The organism is Hydrogenophaga sp. UC242_50, assembly GCF_042697355.1.
Lineage (GTDB): Bacteria > Pseudomonadota > Gammaproteobacteria > Burkholderiales > Burkholderiaceae_C > Hydrogenophaga.
This window is the reverse complement of sequence record NZ_CP170553.1, coordinates 2381542-2404366: the sequence shown is the minus strand read 5'-3', so window position 1 is coordinate 2404366 and position 22825 is coordinate 2381542. Positions and strand designations below refer to the sequence as shown.

The window sequence follows — 22825 nt, the reverse complement described above, 5'->3', positions numbered from 1 at the left end:
CATGACCCCCTCCCTCAACCGACGACATTTTTTTGCCGGCGCGGCCGCCACGGCGGTCGCCGCCACCAGTGTGAGCCGCGTGGCGCTCGCCGCCCTGCCCGAAGCCGTGCAGCAGACCTCGGCCGACACCGCCGCGCCGTGGACGCCGCCGGGCGTGACCGGTGCGGGCCGGCCCTACAACCCGGTGGTCACGCTCAACGGCTGGACCCTGCCCTGGCGCCTGAACAAGGGCGTGAAGGAGTTCCACCTGGTGGCCGAACCCGTGGTGCGCGAGGTGGCACCCGGCTTCATGGTCAACATGTGGGGCTACAACGGCCAGAGCCCGGGGCCGACCATCGAGGTGGTGGAAGGCGACCGCGTGCGCCTCTACGTCACCAACCGACTGCCGGAACACACCACCATCCACTGGCACGGCCAGCGCCTGCCCAATGGCATGGACGGGGTGGGCGGCCTGAACCAGCCCGCCATCCCGGCAGGCAAGACCTTCGTCTACGAGTTCACCGCGCGCCGACCCGGCACCTTCATGTACCACCCGCACGCCGACGAGATGGTGCAGATGGCGATGGGCATGATGGGCTTCTGGGTCACGCACCCCAGGCAAAAGCATCCCTTGATTGAAGACGTGCAGCGCGACTACTGCTTCCTGCTCAACGCCTTCGATGTCGAGCCCGGCAGCATGACGCCGCAGGTCAACACCATGCTGGAGCAGAACATCTGGGCCTGGAACAGCCGCGTGTTCCCCGCCATCACGCCGCTGGTGGCGCGCCTGGGCGAGCGGGTGCGCGTGCGCGTGGGCAACCTCACCATGACCAACCACCCGATCCACATCCACGGCATCGAGTTCGAGGTGAGCGGCACGGACGGCGGCCCCACGCCCAAGGGATCGCGCTGGCCCGAGGTGACGACCGACGTGGCCGTGGGCCAGATGCGGCAGATCGAGTTCGTGGCCGACGAGCCGGGCGACTGGGCCATGCACTGCCACAAGAGCCACCACACCATGGGGGCCATGGGCCACAGCGTGCCGACCATGATCGGCGCCGACCACCGAGGCCTGGTCAAACCCTTGCAGCGCGCCTCGCCCGACTACATGGTGATGGGCGAGCGCGGCATGGCCGACATGGGCGAGATGCAGATGGAGCTGCCCGCCAATACCTTCCCCATGATGACCGGCACCGGCCCCTACGGCCCGATCGAGATGGGCGGCATGTTCACCACCTTCAAGGTGCGCGCCGATCAGAAGGCCGGCGACTACAGCGATCCGGGACCCTACGCCATGCCGCCGGGCACCCAGGCCCGCCTGGTCGAGACCGGCGCGGCACCCGCGGCCGCGCGCCCGACCCCTTCTGCATCCTCACCCGCCAGCGCCACCGTGCGCAAACCCGCCGCCGACGCGGGCCACCACCAACACTGATTCCATTTTTGAAAGGACACACCATGAACACGACGAACACCACCACCCGCCGCCAGTTCCAGCTCGGCCTGCTCGCCCTGCCCTGGGCCCTGTCCCTGCCCGCCGCGCACGCGCACGGCGACCAGCACGGCAAAGCCGCCAGCACGGTGGTCAAGGAGCAGAAGCCCTGGGGCATCGCGGGCGAACCCGGCGCCGCCACGCGCACGATCGACATCCGCATGACCGACGACATGAAGCTCAGCCCCAACCACTTGGAGGTGCGCGAGGGCGAGACGCTGCGCCTGCGCGCCATCAACAAGGGCAAGGTGATGCACGAGATCGTGCTCGGCACGGGCGCGGACCTGCGGGCCCATGCCGAGATGATGAAGAAACACCCCGGCATGGCACACGACGAGCCTTACATGGCGCACGTGCCCGCCGGCAAGACCGGCGACATCGTCTGGACCTTCAACCGCCCCGGCGATTTCGAGTTCGCCTGCTTGATCGCCGGCCATTTCGAAGCCGGCATGCGTGGCACCATCCGCGTCAAGCCCAAGGCCTGATGCCCACCCTTCAGGAGCACCCCATGCAACGACGACACCTGCTCAGCGCCGCGATCGGCCTGTCCCTGGCGGCCAGCGGCGCCTTCGCCCAGACGCCCGCCACCCCTGCGCTGCAGGTCTGGAAAGACCCCAACTGCGGCTGCTGCAAAGACTGGGTCGAGCTCATGCGCGCCGACGGCTTCCAGGTCCAGGTCTTCGACACCGGCAACACCGCCGTGCGCCAGCGCCTGGGCCTGCCCGCCAAGTACGGCTCGTGCCACACCGCCCTGGTCGGTGGCTACGTGGTCGAAGGCCATGTGGCGGCCAGCGAGATCCGCCGCCTGCTTGCCGAGAAACCCGACGCGATCGGCCTGGCCGTGCCCGGCATGCCGGTGGGCAGCCCGGGCATGGACGGCCCGGTGTACGGCGATCGGCGCGACGCCTACGACGTGCTGCTGGTGCAGCGCGACGGCAGCTCGCGCGTGTTCCAGCGCCACGCGGGCGCGGCCACCGGCGGCTTCAAACCGACCTCGGGCGATGCGGCGGCCGGCGCGCTGCCGGCCAGCGAGGCCGAGGTGCGCAAGGTCGACACCGCCGCCGGCAAGATCACGCTCAAGCACGGCGAGATCAGGAACCTGGACATGCCGCCCATGACCATGGTCTTCCAGGCGCGCGACCCGGCCCTGCTGGGCAAGGTGAAGGCCGGCGACAAGGTGCGCTTCACGGCGGACAAGGTCAACGGCGCCTACACCGTGATGAGCCTCGAACCGGCGCCCTGAGCCGGCGGGGGTGGCTGGTCCGCGGTTTGATCTGCGTCAAACCGCGGCCAGTCTGGGCCGGCTGCTGCGTTTTTTCCCTTCGGTTTCGGCCGCAATGGCCGATGACCATCCCATGCGCAACAACCTGCCCGTCACCCACAACGAATACGTGATCCCCGAAGGGGTCACGCTGGTGTCCACCACCGACCTGCAAAGCCGCATCACCTACTGCAACCCGGCCTTCGTGGCCGTGAGCGGTTTCGATCGCGAAGAACTCCTGGGGCAGCCGCACAACATCGTGCGCCACCCCGACATGCCCACCGAGGCCTTCCGGGACATGTGGGCCACCCTGGCCAGCGGCTCGCCGTGGTCGGCGCTGGTGAAAAACCGGCGCAAGAACGGCGACCACTACTGGGTGGAAGCCAACGCCACCCCGGTGCTGGAAAACGGCCGGACCGTGGGCTACATGTCGGTGCGCACCGCGCCCAGCCGCGACAAGGTGCAGCAGGCCGAAGCGCTCTATGCCCGCATGCAGGCCGAAGGCCAGGACGGGCGCGCCACCCTCTCGCTGCGGCAAGGGCAGGTGGTGCAGGGCGGCTGGCTCGGCCGGCTGCAGGACATCACCCGGCTCACGCTGGGCAAACGCATCGCGCTGTGCTCGGTGGGCATGGCGGCGGCGGGCCTGGTCATGGGCGAACTCGCCGCCCCCTTCGGCGCCCTGGCGCACCTCGGTGCCGGCGTGGCCCTGCTCGCCGTGGCCTCGGTGGCCGCGCTCCTGCTGCGCCAGCAGATGCTCACGCCCCTGCAACGGGCGGTGGCCTTTGCCAACCAGATGGCCGCGGGGGATCTCTCCGCGCGCATCCAGGGCCACGCCAATGGCGAATTCGGCGAACTCACGAAGGCCCTGAACCAGCTCAATGTGAACCTGCAGGCCGTCGTGGCCGACGTGCGCCACGAGGTCGAGGGTGTGCAGGTGGCCTCCAGCCAGATCGCCGCCGGCAACCAGGACCTGTCCTCGCGCACCGAGTCGCAGGCCAGCAGCCTGGAGCAGACCGCCGCTTCGGTGGAAGAACTCAGCAGCACGGTGCAGCAGAGCGCGAACGCCTCGCGCGAGGCCTCGGTGCTGTCGCAGCGCTCGGCCAGCGTGGCGCGCGAAGGCAACGATGCCATGGCGCGCGTGATCCACACCATGGACGACATCAGCCGCTCGTCCAAGCGCATCGGCGAAATCATCGGCGTGATCGACGGCATCGCCTTCCAGACCAACATCCTGGCCCTGAACGCGGCGGTGGAAGCGGCGCGCGCGGGTGAACAGGGCCGGGGTTTCGCGGTGGTGGCCGGCGAGGTGCGCAGCCTGGCCCAGCGCACCATGACCGCCTCCAGGGAAATCAAGGCGCTGATCGACGAGTCGACGGGCCAGGTGACCGCCGGCAGCGAGCTGGTGCACAGCACCGGCAAGACCATGACCGAGGTGGTGCAGTCGGTCGAACAGGTCAACGGCCTGATCGCCGACATCACCCACGCCACGCAGGAACAGGCCCTGGGCCTGGGCCAGATCAACCATGCCGTGGGCCAGCTCGACGCGGTGACCCAGCAGAACTCGGCCATGGTCGAGCAACTCGCCGCCGCCGCGGGCTCCCTGCAGGCCCAGGCCCAGGTGATGAACGACGCGGTGCGCGTCTTCCGCCTGCAGCAGCGCGCGGGCGCCGTGCGGGCCTGAGCGGCCTTCAGTTCGCGCTCAGGTCGATCTTCGCAGCCACGGCCTCGAAGGCCTTGAGTTCGCCGGCGAGCTTGGCGGCGAACTGCGCCGGCGTCACCGGCTGGGCCGCGACGTTGCCCTGCTTCGCCAGGGCGTCGCGGAACTCGGGCGTCTGGATGATCGCGTTGATGTCGGCGTTGATCTTCGCCACGATCGCGGGCGGCGTACCGGCCGGCGCGAGCACGCCGTGCCAGGTGCCGATGGTGAAGTCGGCGATGCCGGCTTCGGCGAAAGTGGGCACGTCCTTGAGGTGAGGGAAGCGCTGGCTGGACGTGACCGCGAGCGGGCGCAGCTTGCCCGCCGTGACGAAGGCCGTGATCGAGCCAGGCGACGGGAACGACATGTCGACCACGCCACCCACCAGGTCGGTCATGCCCGGTGCCGCGCCTTTGTAGGGCACGTGCAGCATGTCGGTGCCGGTGCGCAACTTGAAGATCTCGCCGGCCAGGTGCGGAATGCCCCCGACGCCCTGCGAGGCGTAGCTGAAGGACTTCTGCTTCGCGCGCAGGGCGGCGACCAGCTGGCCCACGTTCTGGTAGGGCGAAGCGGCGTTCACCACCAGCACGTTGGGCACATCGACGGTGAGCGCGATGGGTGCGAACGACTTTTCGACGTCGTAGCGCAGGCCCTTGACCACGAACTTGTTGAGCGTGTGGCTGGTGGCCGTGACCAGCAGGGTGTAGCCATCGGGCTTGGCATGGGCCACCGCCGCCGCGGCGATGGTGCCATTGGCACCGGCGCGGTTCTCCACGATCACCGACTGCCCCCACTGCGCGGCCAGCGCCTGGCCCACCAGGCGGGCCGACTGGTCGATCGCGCCACCGGCGGCGTAGCCCACCACCAGGGTCACGTTGCGGTTCGGGAAATCCTGCTGCGCGTGCGCGGCACCGCAGGCGAGGATCGCGGCGAATGCGCCGCAGGCGAGGGTCTTCATGGTGTCTCCGTTGGAATCTGCTGCGCCACAGGCAGCGATGGAGCCCATCGTAGGAAGCGCGTTCCAGGGCGTCAAAGCGAGATTGGGCGGATTCCGCCAGGAGAAAAGCGGACACCGGCCGAACATCCTGTCACAGCAGGCGCAGGGGGTCGGCATGCTAATGTCGCGCCATGCCCAAGACCCTGCGATACACCCTGCTCTCCCTGCGCGAGATGCTGCTGTCTGCCGGCCCGTTCGCCATCCTCACGGTCGCCCTGCTCTGTTTCACCTACTGGTGGCTCAAGCCCAACCCGCCGGACCGCGTGGTGCTGGCCACCGGGCCCGCGCAAAGCGCCTACGAAGCCTTCGGCAAACGCTACGCCGAGGCGCTCGCGCGCAACGGCATCACGGTCGAGCTGCTGCCCTCCGAAGGTTCGTCCGCCAACCTGGAGCTGCTGCGCACCGGCCAGGCCGACCTGGGTTTCGTGCAGGGCGGCACGGCCGACATCGGCTACGACGACGAAGATTCCATCACCTCCCTGGGCAGCCTGTTCGTGGAACCGCTCTGGCTGTTCTACCGGGAGGACGCCGCCAAGCGCCTGCGCAAGTCGCCTACCGTGAGCAAGCTCTCCGAACTCAAGGGCTGGCGCGTGAACGTGGGCACGCCGGGCAGCGGCGTGCCGCGCCTGTTCTCCACGCTGCTGGACGTGAACCGCCTCAACGCCTCCGAGATGACGCTCAGCCAGCTGGAGCAGACACCCGCCACGGTGGCCTTTCTCAACGGCGAGCTCGATGCCGTGGTGTTCGCCTCGGCGCCCGAATCGCTGATGGTGCAGATGCTGCTGCAGACGCCCGGCGTGCGCCTGCTGGACTTCGCGCAAAGCGAGGCCTACTCGCGCCGCTTCGGCTACCTCACCCCCGTGGTGATGCCGCAGGGCATGGTGGACCTGGCCAACAACATCCCGCCGCGCAACGTGCGCCTGGTGGCGTCCACCACCAGCCTGCTCGCGCAGGCGAACACGCACCCGGCCATCCTGCAGCTGTTCGCGCAGACCGCCATCAGCCTGCACAGCGGTGCGAGCTGGTTCAGCCGGGCGCGCGAGTACCCCAGCCTGGAGCACAGCGAGGTGCCCATCGCGCCCGAGGCGCAGCGCGCCATCAAGGGCGGCACGCAGCCCTTCCTGCAGCGCTACCTGCCGTTCTGGCTGGCCAACCTGATCGAGCGCATGTGGCTGGCCATGGGCCTGATCATCGCGCTGGCGCTGCCGCTCTCGCGCATCGTGCCGCCGCTCTACACCTTCCGCATCCGCAAGCGCGTGTTCCGCTGGTACGCCGAACTGCGCGACGTGGAGCAGCGCAGCGAAAACAGCGACGAGAGCGCGCAGGAGCTGCTGGAGCAGCTGAACGCGATGGAGGCCAAGGTGGAAAAGGTGGTGGTGCCGCTGTCGTACACCGACGAGCTCTACGCGTTGCGCAACAACATCCACCTGGTGCGCAAGAAGCTGCTGCGCAAGGCTTGAGGGCCGTTCCTCAGGGGCCTTTTTTGTCCTGCGCCATGGCGCTGTTGAGCCAGGCCTGGCGAGCCACCTCGTCCAGGGCCTCGTCCACCACGCCGTGGTCGGCCACCACGCGCAGGCGGTCCTGTTCCAGCAGGCGTTCGAGCCCACGCTTGGTCATGGACAGCGAACGGCCGTTCGCGCCGGTGAACAGGAACAGCGTGCCGTGCGGGCTGGCCCAGGTGATCTGCCAGCGCATGGCCTGACCGTCCTGCAGCACATCGACCCAGGAGCCCACGGGCAGGTCCGAGGTGCGCTGCACCGCCATCTCGGCCTTGACCTCGGCCCAGTCGCGCTGCCGCTGCATGGGCCGGGTTTCGAGAAACGCCGGCTGGGTGGAGGTCAGCTGAGAGTCGAGCAGCACGTCGTCCATCAGGCAGGAATCGCGCGCCTCGGTGCGCTGCATCCAGGGCTCGTCGTCCATCTCCGGCTGGATGCTGGGCTGTTCTTCCTCGGGCGGCGGCTCCTGGCTGCTGCGCTGGGTCTTGTAGGCCGCCTCGTGCAGGCCCATGAGCGCCTGGAAAAACGCCTCGGTCTGCTCGCGCGGGTAGTCGATGGAGTCCAGGCCTTCGCGCAGCGTGCGCAGCACGCCGGGGATGACCTTGACCAGGCGCGGCCTGTTCAGGCTGGCCAGCGCCAGCTGGCTGGACCACAGCAGGTCGGGCAGGATGTCGCTGTAGCGCCGCGCGGGCGAGTCGACCGGCGACACGGGTGAAGACTCGGACATCTCCAGCCGCGCCTGCGCCACCACCTGCGACCAGGGGCCGGTGAGGAAGCGCCGCACCACACCCGGCGCTTTGTCGAAGTCGTTGCGCGCGCGGATCTCGGCCGCCACGCGTTCGGCCAGCAGATTGCGCTGCTCCACGCGCACCAGCGTCTGCACCGCCAGGCCACGCGCCTGAACCTGCGCGGGCGCCACGGACTCCGCTTGCGAACGGTGCAGGTCCGCGAGCAGGCTGGGGAAGCGCTCGGCAAGGTCCTCGCCCGGCTTGAGCAGGGTGCGCACGATGCCGCGCACCTGGTTGGAGAACGGGTTGTAGCCCGGGTCCATCTCGCTGGTGAAGGCCAGGCTGCGCTCGGTGATGGCGTCGAGCAGGCGGCGCGCGGGGTTCTGCTTGTCGGCGAAGAAGCGCGGCTCGCTGCGCGCCAGCTGCAGCAGCGCGGGCTTCATGTCCTGCACCAGGTTGCGCACCGGCGCGAGCAGGCGCTCGTCGGCCGCGATGCGCTTGAGCATGAGGGTGACCACCTCGCTGGCCAGCGTGCGGCCCATGACGTTGTCCGACACCGCCGTCTTGCTGTTGGACTTCTCGTTGAGGTCGAGGTTGCCGACCAGCAACTGGTGGAGATGGTCGAGCGTGAGCAGGTTGTCGTTGACCAGCACTTCCTGCACCGAGACCGCTTCGTCCCGCGGGCTGCGCCACCGCGACCGACCGGCGAGGCGCCGCGGTCTGCGTCACCACGTAACCGGCCGGCTTCACGCCCGCACGATCGAGTTGCTTGCTCAAATAGGCGTACAGGTGGCGCAGCTCGTCGCCGAGCGACATGGCGCCGACCTGCAGCCAGCGCGTGCGCACCGCGGCTTCCACATGCAGGCCCTTGAGCGCCGTCATCAGCGCGGCCACGATCACCTCGACCCGCAGGGGGTTGGCCTCGGGGTTCACGACCGTGAGACCCTGGGCGCCACTCATGCGCGAGGTCAGCGTGACCAGCTCTTCGTCCACCGCCATCTTGACGACCTGCTGCACGCGGGCGAGCTCCACGGTTTCCTGCACCTGGTCGTCGCCCATGAGTTCGAGCTCGTCGAAACTCACGGTGGGCGAGCGGCGCGAACCGGTGCCGGTGTGCGGCAGGGCGTTCTCCATCGACTCGGCGAACGCGGCGAGAAAACGGGTGGCGATCAGGTCGCGGTGCGACTCCAGCGTGGTGCGGGCCTGCAGCATGCCCTGCTTCTCGCTGAGCTGGCCGGCCGAGAGCTCGCGGTCCTTGAGGGTGCTGTGCAGCTTGCCCAGCCAGCGCGGCACCCACTCGCGGGTCTGCGCCAGGGCTTCGCGGAGGCAGGCGTCAAAGGCCTGGGTGTTGCTGGCGTCCATGCAGCCGGTATCCTTCGTGAGCGGGGAAGAAAACGGAAAGGGTTCTGCACATTATCGGCAGGAGGGTGCCGTCACCATAGCGCAAAAGTAGGCCGGAAAGGCCTGGCGTTCACCGCTCAGCCATCAATGCGCGCCAGCCATCGGCGCCCAGCTCGCGCAGGGTCTGCAAGTTGCGCTCGACGATGGCGTCGGCGTCACCGCCGGCGGTCTCGATCGCGCGCTCGACGCTGTCCTCGCGCAGCAGGTGCAGCGTGGGAAACGGCGCGCGGTTGGTGGCGTTGGTCACGTCGTCCGGCGCCGTGCCCTCGAATTGAAACAAAGGGTGAAACGGCGCCACCTGGATCACCCCTTCGAGCTCGTGCTCGGCCACCACGTCGTCCACCACGTTGAGGAAGTCGTTGAAGACCTCGAAATCGGGGAACAGCGTGGCATGCACCAGCAGGGTGGTGTCGATCTCTTCGGCCGGCGTGTTCACCAGCAGGTCGAGCTCGCGGTCGAGATCGTCCAGGAAGGCGTCCAGGTGCCGCGCCGTGCTCACCACGATGCGCACCTGGTTCTTCACGTACACCGCGCGCGCGAACGGACACAGGTTCAGGCCGATGACGGCCTTCTCGATCCAGTGGCGCGTGGCGGCAAGAACGTCTTCGGCGGTCAAAGTGGACATGTCGGGAAGAAGAGGTGGTGCTGGTCCAGAATGCCGCGGGTCCGGGTCCCCCGGCCCGCAGGCATTGCCCCCTTGAGGGGGTGACGGCCCGAGCATCGGGCCGGCGCGGGGGTGGGCTTACTTCAAGGCTTTGAAGCGCATGCGCTTGGGCTTGGCACCCTCTTCACCCAGGCGCTTCTTCTTGTCGGCTTCGTACTCCTGGTAGTTGCCGTTGAAGAACACCCACTGGCTGTCGCCTTCGGCGGCCAGAATGTGGGTGGCGATGCGGTCGAGGAACCAGCGATCGTGGCTGATGACCAGCGCGCAACCGGCGAACTCGAGCAGCGCGTCTTCGAGCGCGCGCAGGGTTTCCACGTCCAGGTCGTTCGAGGGTTCGTCCAGCAGCAGCACGTTGCCGCCCTCGGCCAGCGTCTTGGCCAGGTGCAGGCGACCGCGTTCACCGCCCGAGAGGCTGCCCACGCGCTTTTGCTGGTCGCCGCCGGAGAAGTTGAAGCGCCCGCAGTACGCGCGGCTGGGCATCTGGAACTTGCCCACGGTGATCATGTCTAGGCCGCCGGAGATGTCTTCCCACACGGTCTTGTCGCCGTCCAGGCCTTCGCGGCTCTGGTCGACGAAGGCCATCTTCACGGTCTGGCCGATCTTCACTTCGCCGGAGTCCGGCTGTTCCTTGCCGCTGATCAGCTTGAACAGCGTGGACTTGCCCGCGCCGTTGGGGCCGATGATGCCGACGATGGCGCCCGCGGGGATCTGGAAGCTCAGGTTGTCGATCAGCAGGCGGTCACCGAAGGACTTGCTGACGTTCTTGAACTCGAACACCTCGTTGCCCAGGCGCTCGGCCACGGGAATGAAGATCTCGTTGGTTTCGTTGCGCTTCTGGTACTCGACGTCGCTCAGCTCTTCGAAACGGGCCAGGCGCGCCTTGCTCTTGGCCTGGCGGCCCTTGGGGTTCTGGCGCACCCACTCCAGTTCCTTCTTCATGGCCTTGGTGCGGGCGTCTTCGGTGCGCTGCTCCTGCTCCAGGCGGGCTTCCTTCTGCTCCAGCCAGGTGGAGTAGTTGCCCTTGTAGGGAATGCCGTGGCCGCGGTCGAGTTCGAGAATCCACTCGGCCGCGTTGTCCAGGAAGTAGCGATCGTGGGTGATCGCCACCACGGTGCCGGGGAAGCGTTGCAGGAACTGCTCGAGCCAGTCCACCGATTCGGCGTCCAAGTGGTTGGTCGGTTCGTCGAGCAACAGCATGTCGGGCTTGGACAGCAGCAGGCAGCACAGCGCCACGCGGCGCTTCTCACCGCCGGAGAGCACGCCGATCTTGGCGTCCCAGGGCGGCAGGCGCAGCGCGTCGGCCGCGATTTCGAGCTGGTGTTCGCCGTCGGTGCCCGAGGTCGCGATGATGGCTTCGAGCTGCGCCTGCTCGGCGGCCAGGGCGTCGAAGTCGGCGTCTTCCTCGGCATAGGCCGCGTAGACCTCGTCCAGGCGCTTCTGCGCGGCGCGCACACCGCTCATGCTGGCCTCGACCGCCTCGCGCACGTTCTGCTCGGGGTCGAGCTGGGGTTCCTGGGGCAGGTAGCCGATGCGGATGCCCGGCATCGGGATCGCTTCGCCTTCGATCTCCTTGTCGATGCCGGCCATGATCTTGAGCAGCGTGGACTTGCCCGAACCGTTGGTGCCCAGCACGCCGATCTTGGCGCCCGGGAAGAACGAGAGCGAGATGTCCTTGAGGATCTGTCGCTTGGGCGGCACGATCTTGCCGACCCGGTTCATGGAAAAGACGTATTGAGCCATGGGAATGTTCTGCCTGAAGAATCTGCAGCCAGGACGGCCGCGCAACCCATGATTATCCCCTCAGACACCCATGGACCGCTTTTGAGCGGCGGTTGACGGCGGCAAAGCCCCGATCGTGCGACAATAGACCCTGTCGGGCACTTCAGTTGGCTCGGCGCCGGCACTTCGCCGGGGTGTGCGCAACCCGCTTGCGGCCACCGACTTCCTGAATCCATCTGCCCCAGACTGACCGGGCGCCGCAGCCAACCAGGCCGCGACATCCGGAGTGGCCGATGCCCCCAGCGCCCTGGACGGGCGCCTCATCTACATGACCTTTGACGATCTGAACCTGGCCCCGGCCATCGTGCAAGCCGTGCGCGAGCACGGTTACGAAACCCCCACCCCCATCCAGGTGGAGGCCATCCCCGCCGTGCTGGCCGGCCGCGACCTGCTCGGTGGCGCCCAGACGGGCACCGGCAAGACCGCCGCCTTCACCCTCCCGCTGCTGCAACGCCTCTCCGGCAGCGAGCGCGCCAAGAGCCGCTTTGGCGGCGTGGGCATCCGTGCCCTGGTGCTCACCCCCACCCGCGAACTCGCCGCCCAGGTCGAAGAGTCGGTGCGCGTGTACGGCAAACACCTTTCGCTGACCTCCACCGTCGTCTTCGGCGGCGTCGGCATGAACCCGCAGATCAACGCCATGAAGCGCGGCGTCGACATCCTGGTGCGCACCCCCGGCCGACTGCTCGACCTGCAGCAGCAAGGCTTCCTCGACCTCTCCACCGTGCAGATGCTGGTGCTGGACGAAGCCGACCGCATGCTCGACATGGGCTTCATCCACGACGTGAAGAAGATCCTCGCGCTGGTGCCCAAGGAAAAGCAGAGCCTGCTGTTCTCGGCCACCTTCAGCGACGAGATCCGCGACCTCGCCAGCGCCCTGCTCAAGGACCCGCTGCACATCCAGGTCACTCCTCGCAACACCACGGTGCAGCGCATCACCCAGGTGATCCACCCCGTGGGCCGAGGCAAGAAGAAGGCCCTGCTGGTCCACATCATCAACCAGCACAACTGGAGCCAGGTGCTGGTGTTCACGCGCACCAAGTTCGGCGCCAACAACGTCGCCGAGTACCTCACCAAGAACGGCATCCACGCGATGGCGCTGCACGGCAACAAGAGCCAGGGTGCCCGCACCCAGGCGCTGGCCGGCTTCAAGAGTGGCGAGATCCGCGCCCTGGTCGCGACCGACATCGCCGCGCGCGGCATCGACATCGACGAGCTGCCGCACGTCGTGAACTACGAGATCCCCAACGTCAGCGAAGACTACGTGCACCGCATCGGCCGCACCGGCCGCGCGGGCAACAGCGGCGAAGCCGTGAACCTCGTGAGCCTGGACGAAGAAGGCTTCATGATGGAGATCGAGCGCTTCACCAAGCAGCAGATCCCGGTGCAGATCTTCCCCGAGTTCATGCCAGAGCCAGGCGAGAAGGCCGAGCCCATCGCCATGGGCCGCCAGACCATCTGGGGCGGCGCGGGCAAGCCGCCCAGCCGCGAGGTGATGGCGGCGGCCGCCAAGGCCGCGCGCACCGAGATGCTGCAGCGCGTGCGCGAGAAGAAGGCCGGCGAGCCGCAAGGCCGTGGCAACGGTGGTGGCGGCCAGCGCCAGCGCCCGGCCGGTGATGGCAGCCAGGCCGATGGCCCGCGCGGTGAAAGCCGGCGTGGCAACGGTGGTGGCGCAGCGCGCCAACGGCAATGGCGGCGGTGGCAATGGCCAGCGCCAGGGCCAACGCCACGGAGGTTGCGCAGCAAGGCCAGCGCCCGCCGCGCGAAGACCGCGGCTTCCGTGAAGACCGTGGTCCGCGCGAGGAGCGCGAACCTGGCGCCGAGCGCCAGCCCGGCCCCAACGCCCACCTGGGCAGCCTGCGCATCAAGGAGCCCCGCCCACGCGCGGCCAACCCCGGCGGCCAGCCCGATCCGCTGCGCACCAGCATCGATGCGATGCGCACCGGCAACCGCGGTGGCAAGGGCGGCGGCGGTCGTGGTGGCAACGGCCCGCGCAACTCCGGTGGTGGCGGCCAGGCCGACCCATTGCGCACCAACTACGGTCGCATCCGCTAAGGCGGCTTTCCCACTACAGTGCGGTCATGTCCCTTGACCGCACCACCCCCCTCGGCGCCCCGTCGGCCTCTGCTGCGCAGCGGGGCGCCGGCACGTTATGCCACCCTCATGATCGCACCTGCAACGTGCTCAACCTGGCCCAGCCGGGCCGCCACTTCTACGAAGGGCAGGACCCTTACACCCACACCGAGTTCGAGCGCAAGGTGGGTTGGCTGGGCGATCGGTTCCGGGCCCTCAACGCCGACGTGCTGGCGGTGCAGGAGGTCTGGGACGAGGCCGCCCTGCGCACGGCGGTGGCGCGCAGCGGGCTGCAATACGGTTTCGTCGCCGTGCCCGGTGCCGAAAACAGTCCCGGCCAGATCGGCGCGCAAGGCACGCCCCGGGTGGGCATCGTGACGCGCCTGAAGGTCGATTCGCTGCAGTCGCTCAACGACTTTCCCGAAGCGGCCCGCGTGCAGGTGCCTGGCCTGGGCCTGCACACCCGCTTCGAACGCCCGCCGCTGATCGCGATGCTGCGCCTCAAGCACGGCCAGCCGGTGTGCGTGATCACCGCGCACCTCAAGAGCAAGCGGCCCAAGTTCCTGGAAGATGCCAACGGGGTGGGCATCGAAGACACGGCCGACCCGGCGGTGCAGGCGCTGGCCTCGCTGCGTTCGCTGGTCATGCGCGCCAGCGAAGCCCTGGCGCTGCGCCTGAAGGTGGTCGAGCTGCTGCACCGCACCCAGCTGCCGCTGGTGCTCATGGGCGATCTGAACGACGGCCCGCACAGCGTGACGACGCAGCTGATCGCGGCCACCTCGCAGGTGGCCTACGACAAGGGCGCGCTCGACCACGCGCTGTTCAGCGCCTGGGACGTGCAAGGCGAAGCGGCGATGCGCCGCGACGTGGCGTACTCGCACATCCACCAGGGCTACCCCGAGGTGCTGGACCAGTTGCTGGTGAGCGAGCAGTTCGTCGCGACCAGCCGGCGATCGATCGGCGATGTGCGGCGCGTGGAGGTGTTCAACGACCACCTGTTCGAGGGCCGCGACCGCAGCCGCAGCGACCACGGCTTCGTGCGGGCGCTGCTGCGGCTGCGCCTGCCCGACCTGCCCCTCTCAGCGGGCTGAGGCGCCCGCTTCGCGGATGCGCTGCGCGAGGTGCGCGAGCGCCTCTTCCACCTGGTCCACCAGCACGAGGCAGAGGTCGCCGGGTTGCAACCGCTCCAGCGCGGCGTCGATGGCCACGAATTCGCCCCGGATCTCGAACACCTCTTTCGTGCGGCTCGCCCCGGCGAGTCCCTCGCGCAGCAGCGTGAGCACCTCGCCATCTTCGCGGCCGCGCTGGCAGGCGTCCTGGAACAGCAGCACGTCGTCGAAGGCCTTGCCCAGGATCGTGGTCTGCTCGCGGATGTCTTCGTCGCGGCGGTCGCCCGCGCCGCTGATGACCACGCTGCGCCGGCGCGCGGGCATGGCGTTGACCGCCTCGACCAGGGCGCGCATCGCGTCCGGGTTGTGGCCGTAGTCGGCGATCACGGTGGCGCCGCGGTAGTCCATCACGTTGAAGCGGCCCGGCGCGTTGTCGGCGTCGTTGGAGAAGCTGGCCAGACCACGCGCGATGGTGTCCCAATCCAGGCCGGCGCACCAGGCCGCGCCGATGGCCGCCATGACGTTGTCCTTCTGGAAGCCGATGGTGCCGCCGCGCGTGATGGGCACGCCCTGCAGCGGAATCTGCACGCGCCAGCTGCCTTCGGTCACGATGATGCGATCACCTTCGACGCAGATGGTGCGCTTGCCCTGCACGCGGTGCGCGGCCAGCACGGGGTGGTCGTGGTCCTGCGCGAAGAAGACCACGCCGCCGGTGCACTTGGCGGCCATGGCCGCGACGATGGGATCGGCCGCGTTGAGCACCGCGTAACCCGTGGGCGCGACGTTCATCACGATCACGCGCTTGAGCACCGCGAGGTCTTCGACGGTGGTGATGTAGTTCAGGCCCAGGTGGTCGCCGGTGCCCACGTTGGTCACCACCGCGACCTGGCACTGATCGAAGCCGAGGCCCTCGCGCAGCATGCCGCCGCGGGCCGTTTCGAGCACGGCGGCGTCCACGTCGGGGTGCAGCAGCACGTTGCGCGCGCTCTTGGGGCCCGAGCAGTCGCCGCTGTCGATCTGGCGGCCATCGACGTACACGCCGTCCGTGTTGGTCATGCCCACGCGCATGCCGCTGGTGCGCAGTGAGGTGCGCGATCAGCCGCGTGGTGGTGGTCTTGCCGTTGGTGCCGGTGACGGCGACCACGGGGATGCGCCCATCGTCGCCGGGTTCGAACATGTTGGCGATCACGGCCTCGCCGACCGGGCGGCCCTTGCCGTACGACGGCGAGAGGTGCATGCGCAGGCCGGGCGCGGCGTTGACCTCGACCACGCCACCGTGCTGCTTCTCCAGCGGCACGTGCACGTTCTCGCAGACCACGTCGACGCCGCAGATGTCCAGGCCCACCGTCTGCGCGGCGGCCACGGCGCGGGCGGCCACGTCCGGGTGCAGGTCGTCGGTGACGTCTGTCGCGGTGCCGCCGGTGCTCAGGTTGGCGTTGTTGCGCAGCACGACGCGGCGGCCCATCTCGGGCACCGACTCGGGTTTCAAACCCTGCACGTCCAGGCGCGCCAGGGCGATGTCGTCGAAGCGGATCTTGGTCAGCGAGGTGGCGTGGCCGTCGCCGCGCCGGGGGTCGGCGTTGACCAGGTCCACCAGCTCGCGCACGGTGTGCTCGCCATCGCCGATCACGTGCGGTGGCTCGCGCCGCGAGGCGGCCACCACCTTGTCGCCCACCACGAGCAGGCGGAAGTCGCTGCCCGGCAGGTATTTCTCGACCATCACGTCGCCAATCTCGGCGGCCGCGCGGAACGCGATGTCCATGTGCTCGCGCGAGACGATGTTGACCGTCACGCCCTTGCCCTGGTTGCCGTCCTGCGGCTTGACGACCACGGGCAGGCCGATCTCCATGGCGGCCGCCCAGGCGTCGTCGGCGTCGCTGACGGGCCGCCCTTCGGGCACCGGCACACCGGCGGCGCCGAGCAGGGCCTTGGTCAGGTCCTTGTCCTGGGCGATCGACTCCGAGACCGCGCTGGTGCTGTCCACCTCGGCGGCCCAGATGCGGCGCTGGCGCGAGCCCCAGCCCAGCTGCACCAGGCTGCCGGTGGTGAGGCGGCGGTAGGGAATGTTGCGCGCCACGGCGGCGTCCACGATGCAGCCGGTGCTGGGGCCCAGGCGCACGTCTTCGTCGAGCGCGCGCAGGCGGGCGATCGCTGCCTCCACGTCGTAGCTTCCGGCATCGCCCGCGCCGGCGGCGGCGAGCAGTTCGCGGGCGATGTCGAAGGCCAGCCGGCCCACCACCTCCTCGCTGTACTGCGCCACCACCTGGAACACGCCCGGCTCCAGCGTGGCCGAGGTGCGGCTGAAGGAGACCGGGCACCCCGCCTGGGCCTGCAGGGCCAGCGCGGTGGCTTCCAGCACATGGGCCAGGGTCAGATGCTCTTGCGGGTTGCTGGGCTCCAGGGGTCCCACGGAGGGGAAGAGCTCGCGCAGCCGCCGTTCGAAATCCGGCAGGGCTTGCAGGTCCATCTCGTGCGGTTCGCAGGAGACGATGGCCTCGATGCAGGTGTGGCGGCTCCAGAGATTGGGGCCGCGCAGGGTCCGGATGCGAGAAACGTCCATGACGGAAGCTGGGAGTGAATGAAGAGAGGACCGGCGCTCAGCGCGCCGCGTCCAGGGTAACCGGTTCTGGCCGTTCGGGGATAGGAGCGACGTCGAGACCCGCCGTCTCGATGCCGGCGGCCATCAGTTCGGGCGAGACCGCGAGCGCCCAGGCGGCGGCGGCCACGGCCATCAAGGTGTGCGCGCCCAGCGACTGCAGCAGCCCCTGCACCACGGGTGCGTCCAGCCGAACGCGGTGGGCCTTGCGCACGCCCTCGGCCAGCACCAGCTGGCCTTCGAACACCGATACGGTGCGAGAGCCCGCCTCGCGGTGTTTCTGCAGCGCGGGCGAGGCGGCGTCCATGCCGTAAAGAATCACATCCCCATCGCACAGCTCGACCATCTCCAGCACCCGGGCGTCGTCGGCGTTGAGCACGGCCACGCCGTCGGGCAGCACCACGTCCACCTGGGTGCGCATCACGCGGTAGAGCTGGTCGGTGCTGCGCACGTCGTGCCGCTCCAGGCCCTGGAAGTCGTCGAGATCGGTCACGACCCCCACGGTGCAGCGGTCGTAGGCCAGACCGTCGTCCAGGATGACGGCGGGGCCGTTCTCCAGCACCACGGCGTCGATCTCGCGGTTCATCAGCAGGCGCTGGCCGGCCTCCCAATGGGCGCTGGGCCGGGCATCGACCTTGCGGTTGCCCAGGAACAGGCCGTCCTGGCAGGCCAGGCCGACCTGGTGGCCGCTCAGGTGCAGCAGCCAGCCCACCAGCCGGGCGATGGCGTTGCCATGGCGCGAGCTGGCCACGCCCACGATGGGCACGCGGCCGTTGCCGCCTTCGTCGAACAGGTGGTCCACGATGGCACGGCCCACCGGGCGCGACAGGCCGGTGGCGGGCTTGAGGTGCATCAGCAGCCCAGGCCCGGCGTTCACCTCCACCACCGCGCCGCCTTGCGCCTGCAGCGGGCGGCCAATGTCCTGGGCGACCAGGTCCACACCGGCCACGTCCAGCCCCACCACGCGGGCGGCCAGTGTCACGGCGTGCGCCACCTCGGGGTGCACTTCGTCGGTGCAGTCGATCGCCACGTTGCCATTGCGCTGGACCATCACGCGCCGGCCCAGGGCGGGCACGGCCTCGCCCGATAGGCCCTGGCGCTCCAGCAGCAGGCGCATGACGGGTTCGCGGTCCAGGCGGATGGTCTCGAGCGGGAACTCCTCGGCCTCGCCCCGGCGCGGGTCGCTGTTGAGCTGGCTGTCGATGAGCTGTTCCACGGTGGAGCGGCCATCGCCCACCACCGACAGGCTTTCACCGCGCGCCGCCGCGACCACGCGGCCGCCCACGACCAGCAGGCGGTGCTCGTCGCCCAGCACGTAGCGCTCGACCATGACCTCACTGCCCTCGGCGTCGGCCACCGAGAAGGCTTTTTCGATGTCTTCGCGCTCCGACAGGTCCAGGCTCACCCCACGGCCATGGTTGGCGTCGGAGGGTTTGACCACCACCGGCAGGCCGATCTCCTGCGCGGCTTCCCAGGCGGCTTGCGGGCTGTCGACCACCTGGCCTTCGGGCACGGGCACGCCGCAGGAGGCCAGCAGGCTCTTGGTCAGGTCCTTGTCGTGCGCGATGTTGCCGGCGATGGCGCTGGTGCGGTCGGTCTCGGCCGTCCAGATGCGGCGCTGGTGCCGGCCCTGGCCGAGCTGGACCAGGTTGCCGTCGTTCAGGCGCAGGTGGGGGATACCCCGGTCCGTAGCCGCGGCGACGATGGACGCGGTGCTCGGGCCGAGGTAGCTGCGGTCGATCTGCTCGACCAGGCGCGCCACGGCGGCCGGCACGTCGAAGCCGGCCGCGCCGTCCTCGCGCTGGCGGATGGCGGCGAGCAGCAGGGCATGCGCTTCGGTGAGCGCGGCCCGGGCCACGGCCTCGTCGCGGGCGCGGAACACCATGCGGTAGACACCGCGCCGGCTGGTCTCGCGCGTCTGGCCGAAACCGGTGGGCATGCCCGCCAGATTCAGCAGCTCGATGACGATGTGTTCCAGGATGTGGCCGGCCCAGGTGCCCTCGCGCAGGCGCTGGATGAAGCCACCGCGCTCACCCACACCGCAGTGGTGTTCTTCGAGGGCGGGCAGCCATTCGACCAGGCGTTCGGTGAGGCCGGGCAGCTTGTTGGAAGGAAAGTCCTCCAGATCGCCCAGATCCAGCCAGACTTCGAGCACCGGTCGGTACGTCCAGATGTTGGGGCCGCGCAGGTAGTTGATGCGCAGCAGCGTGATGTCGTGTTTCGAGCTCATGTCTCCGGCGGGACGCGTGATTCGGGCGACCGGGTGTAGTACCGATCAGGGGTTCAGAAGAACTTCAATGCCATCAACGATCGCGGGCTCGACATCGGTGAAAATGCAAGGCTCCCCCGTGGGAGCATGCCATTTCTCGCGGTCGACGCCACGCTGTCATCTTCACCATGCTTTCACACTTTCCAGCTGAATCCTCAGCCCCAGGAGCCGACCCTGCACAGGACGCCTTGCGGCCCGCATCAACCCAGCTGGGGGGCGATGATAGCGCTGTCGTTGCCTTGGCGCTGGACTTGGACAGCGATTTACATTTCCGTACGCGCACCCTGTTGTTAACCCGTCAAAAGTTCACACTCGAAGGCCAGGAGTGGATACTGAGCCCGGGTATGGAGCTGCGGCTGAGCGACCACGCCGGTGTCGGCACCCTGGAGCTGCTGGACGCCCAGGGGCGCATCGCGGTGTGGCGCTTCACCATGGGCGTGCAGGCCCGGGCCGCGCGCATGGTCGACCAGTTCCATCGCCTGATGGCCCAGCTGGATCAGGCGTCCGAGCAGGTGATCGAGGAACCCGCCCGCACCTGCCCCCAGTGCCAGGCCACCCTGCCGGCCGACAGCGATGAATGCCCGGAATGCGCCCAGGAAGTGCCGCAGGCCCCGCCGTCCACCTGGGTGCTGCTGCGCCTGTGGCGCTTCGCCCGGCCCTACCGGTGGACGCTGCTCACCGGTTTCCTGCTCACGCTGGCCTCCACCGCCGCCACGCTGGTGCCGCCCTACCTGACCATCCCGCTGATGGACCGGGTGCTGATCCCGTTCCAGAACGGCCAGGAAATCGACACCGGCCTGGTGCTGGCCCTGCTCAGCGGCCTGCTGGGCTCGGCCCTGCTGGCCTGGGGCCTGGGCTGGGCGCGCACCTGGTTGCTGGCCCTGGTGTCCGAGCGCATCAGCTCGGACCTGCGCACCACCACCTTCGACCACCTGCTCGAGCTTTCGCTGGACTACTTCAGCAGCAAACGCACCGGCGACCTCATGGCGCGCATCGGCAGCGAAACCGACCGCATCAGCGTCTTCCTGTCCCTGCACGCGCTGGACTTCCTCACCGACGTGCTGATGATCACCATGACCGCGGTGATCCTGTTCTCGATCAACCCCTGGCTGGCGCTGGCCACGCTGGTGCCCCTGCCCTTCATCGGCTGGATGATCCACCTCGTGCGCGACCGCCTGCGCACCGGCTTCGAGAAGATCGACCGCGTCTGGGGCGAGGTGACCAACGTGCTGGCCGACACCATCCCCGGTATCCGCGTGGTCAAGGCCTTCGCCCAGGAAGCCCGCGAGGCGCGGCGCTTCAAACAGGCCAACGAGCACAACCTGGCCGTCAACGACCGCATCAACAAGACCTGGTCGCTGTTCACCCCCACCGTCACCCTGCTCACCGAGATCGGTCTGCTGGTGGTGTGGGCCTTCGGCATCTGGCTGGTCAGCCAGAGCGAGATCACGGTGGGCGTGCTCACCGCCTTCATCGCCTACATCGGGCGCTTCTATGGCCGGCTCGACTCGATGAGCCGCATCGTCTCGGTGACGCAGAAGGCCGCCTCGGGCGCCAAGCGCATCTTCGACATCCTGGACCACGTCTCCAACGTTCCCGAGCCGGCTCAGCCGGTGCCGCTGACCCAGGTGCAGGGCGGCCTGCAGATGGAAGGCGTGAGCTTCCGCTACGGCAGCCGCACCGTGATCCGCAACCTGAGCCTGGACATCCGCCCCGGCGAGATGATCGGCCTGGTCGGCCACAGCGGCTCGGGCAAGAGCACCCTGGTCAACCTGCTGTGCCGCTTCTACGACGTGAGTGAAGGCGCCATCCGCATCGATGGCACCGACATCCGCCGCGTCGGCGTGGCCGACTTCCGCCGCCACATCGGCCTGGTGCTGCAGGAGCCCTTCCTGTTCTTCGGCACCATCGCCGAGAACATCGCCTACGGCAAACCCGGCGCCACGCGCGCCGAGATCGTGGCCGCCGCGCGCGCCGCGCACGCGCACGAGTTCATCCTGCGGCTGCCGCAGGGCTACGACTCGCTGGTCGGCGAGCGCGGCCAGGGCCTCTCGGGTGGCGAGCGCCAGCGCATCAGCATCGCGCGCGCGCTGCTGATCGACCCGCGCATCCTGATCCTGGACGAGGCCACCTCCTCCGTGGACACCGAGACCGAGAAGGAAATCCAGAAGGCGCTGGACAACCTGGTGCAGGGCCGCACCACCATCGCCATCGCGCACCGGCTCTCCACCCTGCGCAAGGCCGACCGCCTGGTGGTGATGGACCGCGGCCAGGTGGTGGAGATCGGCCCGCACGACGAACTGATGGCGCAGCGCGGCGCCTACTGGCGCCTGTACGAAGCGCAGGCGCGCAAGGAGCAGGAGGCCGCCGCCCTGCTCGACGCCGACACGCCCGAGGACAACGACGCATGAACACCCCGAACCCCGCCTGGCAACTGCAGCGCAACCCCTTCGGCCGCCTCGTGCTCACGGACGCCGCCGGTGAGACCCACGTGGGCGTGGTGCCCGTGCGGGCCTTCCCCATCGGCGCGCCCGACGAAGGCCTGTCGCTGGTGGGCAGCGACGGCCACGAACTGGTCTGGGTGGACCGCCTCTCCGCCTTGCCAGCCGACTTGCGGCAGTTGCTGCAGGAAGAACTGGTGCAACGCGAGTTCACGCCGGTGATCCAGCGCATCGAATCGGTGTCCACCTTTTCCACGCCCAGCACCTGGCAGGTGAGCACCGACCGCGGCCCCACCAGCTTCGTGCTGCGCAGCGAGGACGACATCCGCCGCCTCGAAGGCCAGGCCCTGCTGATCCTGAGCGGCCAGGGTGTGTGCTTCGGCGTGCGCGACCGCTTCGCGCTGGACGCGCACTCGCGCCGGCTGCTCGACCGGTTCCTCTGACGGCGCGCCCGCTCAGCCCCTGACGAACAGGGTCACCAGCGGTTCGTCGCCCACCTGCCGGCTGCGGTGGCCGTGCACCGTGGGGTCGAAGCTGGCCCCGGGGGGCAGCGTGTCGGCCGAGTAGAAATGCTGGCCCGGCCCGAAGGCGCGCCAGCTGCCGTCCTGCAGGCCGATCTCCATGCAGCCCTGCAGCACGAACAGCCATTGCGCATCGCCGGTGCAATGGAACTCGCTGCGAAAGCCCACCGGGCTCTGGCGCAACTGGCAGGCCGTCGCCGGCAGCAGGGCCGAGAGCCGGGCCGCGGGCGAGCCCTCGGACAAGGGGATCTCGGCCTCGCGAAAACGCGCGCGGCCATCGGTGTCGGTGAACAGAATCACCTGCGGGAATGTGCTCAAGGAAATCTCCG

The 22825-nt window shown here is 69.0% G+C and carries 13 protein-coding genes and 5 pseudogenes; 10 read left to right on the top strand and 8 right to left on the bottom strand.

The features are described 5' to 3' along the window. Nucleotide 1 precedes the first annotated feature (1 nt). The 5 genes and pseudogenes from ACFJGX_RS12325 to ACFJGX_RS12305 all read left to right on the top strand — a co-directional run bounded on the left by ACFJGX_RS12325 (nt 2) and on the right by ACFJGX_RS12305 (nt 4410). Nucleotides 2–1411 carry a multicopper oxidase family protein gene (locus ACFJGX_RS12325; RefSeq protein ID WP_382321019.1) on the top strand — a complete coding sequence of 470 codons (1410 nt, stop codon included), beginning with the start codon at nt 2–4 and terminating at the stop codon, nt 1409–1411. A gap of 23 nt (nt 1412–1434) precedes the next feature. Further along, entirely contained in the window at nt 1435–1953 is a 519-nt protein-coding gene (locus ACFJGX_RS12320; protein ID WP_382321021.1) for a plastocyanin/azurin family copper-binding protein, read from the top strand. Between the two features lie 23 nt (nt 1954–1976). Further along, nucleotides 1977–2429: pseudogene (locus ACFJGX_RS12315) on the top strand (DUF411 domain-containing protein); the annotation flags it as partial. Beyond that, entirely contained in the window at nt 2415–2711 is a 297-nt protein-coding gene (locus ACFJGX_RS12310; protein ID WP_382328682.1) for a copper-binding protein, read from the top strand. The pseudogene ACFJGX_RS12315 and the gene ACFJGX_RS12310, both read left to right, overlap by 15 nt. 112 nt (nt 2712–2823) lie before the next feature. Beyond that, complete coding sequence (locus tag ACFJGX_RS12305) at nt 2824–4410, top strand: methyl-accepting chemotaxis protein (RefSeq protein WP_382321024.1); 1587 nt, start codon at nt 2824–2826, stop codon at nt 4408–4410. Between the two features lie 7 nt (nt 4411–4417). On the opposite strand, the gene ACFJGX_RS12300 is transcribed toward ACFJGX_RS12305, so the two are convergent. Beyond that, nucleotides 4418–5383, bottom strand: coding sequence for a Bug family tripartite tricarboxylate transporter substrate binding protein (locus tag ACFJGX_RS12300; protein ID WP_382321026.1), 966 nt, complete (start codon nt 5381–5383; stop codon nt 4418–4420). 170 nt (nt 5384–5553) lie between these two features. Between ACFJGX_RS12300 and ACFJGX_RS12295 the strand changes: the two genes are divergently transcribed. After that, on the top strand, nt 5554–6882 hold the full coding sequence (locus tag ACFJGX_RS12295; RefSeq protein WP_382156196.1) for a TAXI family TRAP transporter solute-binding subunit: 1329 nt from the start codon (nt 5554–5556) through the stop codon (nt 6880–6882). A 10-nt stretch (nt 6883–6892) separates the two neighbouring features. On the opposite strand, the gene ACFJGX_RS12290 is transcribed toward ACFJGX_RS12295, so the two are convergent. The 4 genes and pseudogenes from ACFJGX_RS12290 to ettA all read right to left on the bottom strand — a co-directional run bounded on the left by ACFJGX_RS12290 (nt 6893) and on the right by ettA (nt 11451). Further along, the gene (locus ACFJGX_RS12290) at nt 6893–8188 is read right to left on the bottom strand and encodes a DUF1631 family protein (protein ID WP_382328680.1); all 1296 of its coding nucleotides are present in this window, start codon (nt 8186–8188) and stop codon (nt 6893–6895) included. Nucleotides 8189–8227: 39 nt separating this feature from the next. Then, nucleotides 8228–9008, bottom strand: a pseudogene (locus ACFJGX_RS12285) (DUF1631 family protein); the annotation flags it as partial. 109 nt (nt 9009–9117) lie between these two features. Continuing rightward, complete coding sequence (locus tag ACFJGX_RS12280) at nt 9118–9672, bottom strand: DUF1415 domain-containing protein (RefSeq protein WP_382321028.1); 555 nt, start codon at nt 9670–9672, stop codon at nt 9118–9120. A gap of 117 nt (nt 9673–9789) precedes the next feature. After that, nucleotides 9790–11451, bottom strand: coding sequence for an energy-dependent translational throttle protein EttA (gene ettA / locus ACFJGX_RS12275; RefSeq protein WP_291121668.1), 1662 nt, complete (start codon nt 11449–11451; stop codon nt 9790–9792). Between the two features lie 307 nt (nt 11452–11758). On the opposite strand from ettA, the pseudogene ACFJGX_RS12270 reads away from it, so the two are divergent. Beyond that, nucleotides 11759–13542: pseudogene (locus tag ACFJGX_RS12270) on the top strand (DEAD/DEAH box helicase). Between the two features lie 108 nt (nt 13543–13650). Further along, a pseudogene (locus ACFJGX_RS12265) lies at nt 13651–14651 on the top strand (endonuclease/exonuclease/phosphatase family protein). Here ACFJGX_RS12265 and cphA (ACFJGX_RS12260) read toward each other — a convergent pair. After that, nucleotides 14640–17229: pseudogene (cphA, locus tag ACFJGX_RS12260) on the bottom strand (cyanophycin synthetase). The pseudogenes ACFJGX_RS12265 and cphA (ACFJGX_RS12260) overlap by 12 nt on opposite strands. A 37-nt stretch (nt 17230–17266) precedes the next feature. Next, nucleotides 17267–19495 carry a cyanophycin synthetase gene (gene cphA, locus ACFJGX_RS12255; RefSeq protein ID WP_382321030.1) on the bottom strand — a complete coding sequence of 743 codons (2229 nt, stop codon included), beginning with the start codon at nt 19493–19495 and terminating at the stop codon, nt 17267–17269. 167 nt (nt 19496–19662) lie between these two features. Between cphA (ACFJGX_RS12255) and ACFJGX_RS12250 the strand changes: the two genes are divergently transcribed. Together ACFJGX_RS12250 and ACFJGX_RS12245 are read left to right on the top strand one after the other, a co-directional pair. After that, entirely contained in the window at nt 19663–21945 is a 2283-nt protein-coding gene (locus ACFJGX_RS12250) for an ABC transporter transmembrane domain-containing protein (RefSeq protein ID WP_382321032.1), read from the top strand. Next, complete coding sequence (locus ACFJGX_RS12245; protein ID WP_382321035.1) at nt 21942–22418, top strand: DUF1854 domain-containing protein; 477 nt, start codon at nt 21942–21944, stop codon at nt 22416–22418. The genes ACFJGX_RS12250 and ACFJGX_RS12245 overlap by 4 nt, the downstream gene beginning before the upstream one ends. A gap of 12 nt (nt 22419–22430) precedes the next feature. On the opposite strand, the gene ACFJGX_RS12240 is transcribed toward ACFJGX_RS12245, so the two are convergent. After that, on the bottom strand, nt 22431–22814 hold the full coding sequence (locus ACFJGX_RS12240; RefSeq protein WP_382321037.1) for a hypothetical protein: 384 nt from the start codon (nt 22812–22814) through the stop codon (nt 22431–22433). Nucleotides 22815–22825 lie beyond the last annotated feature (11 nt).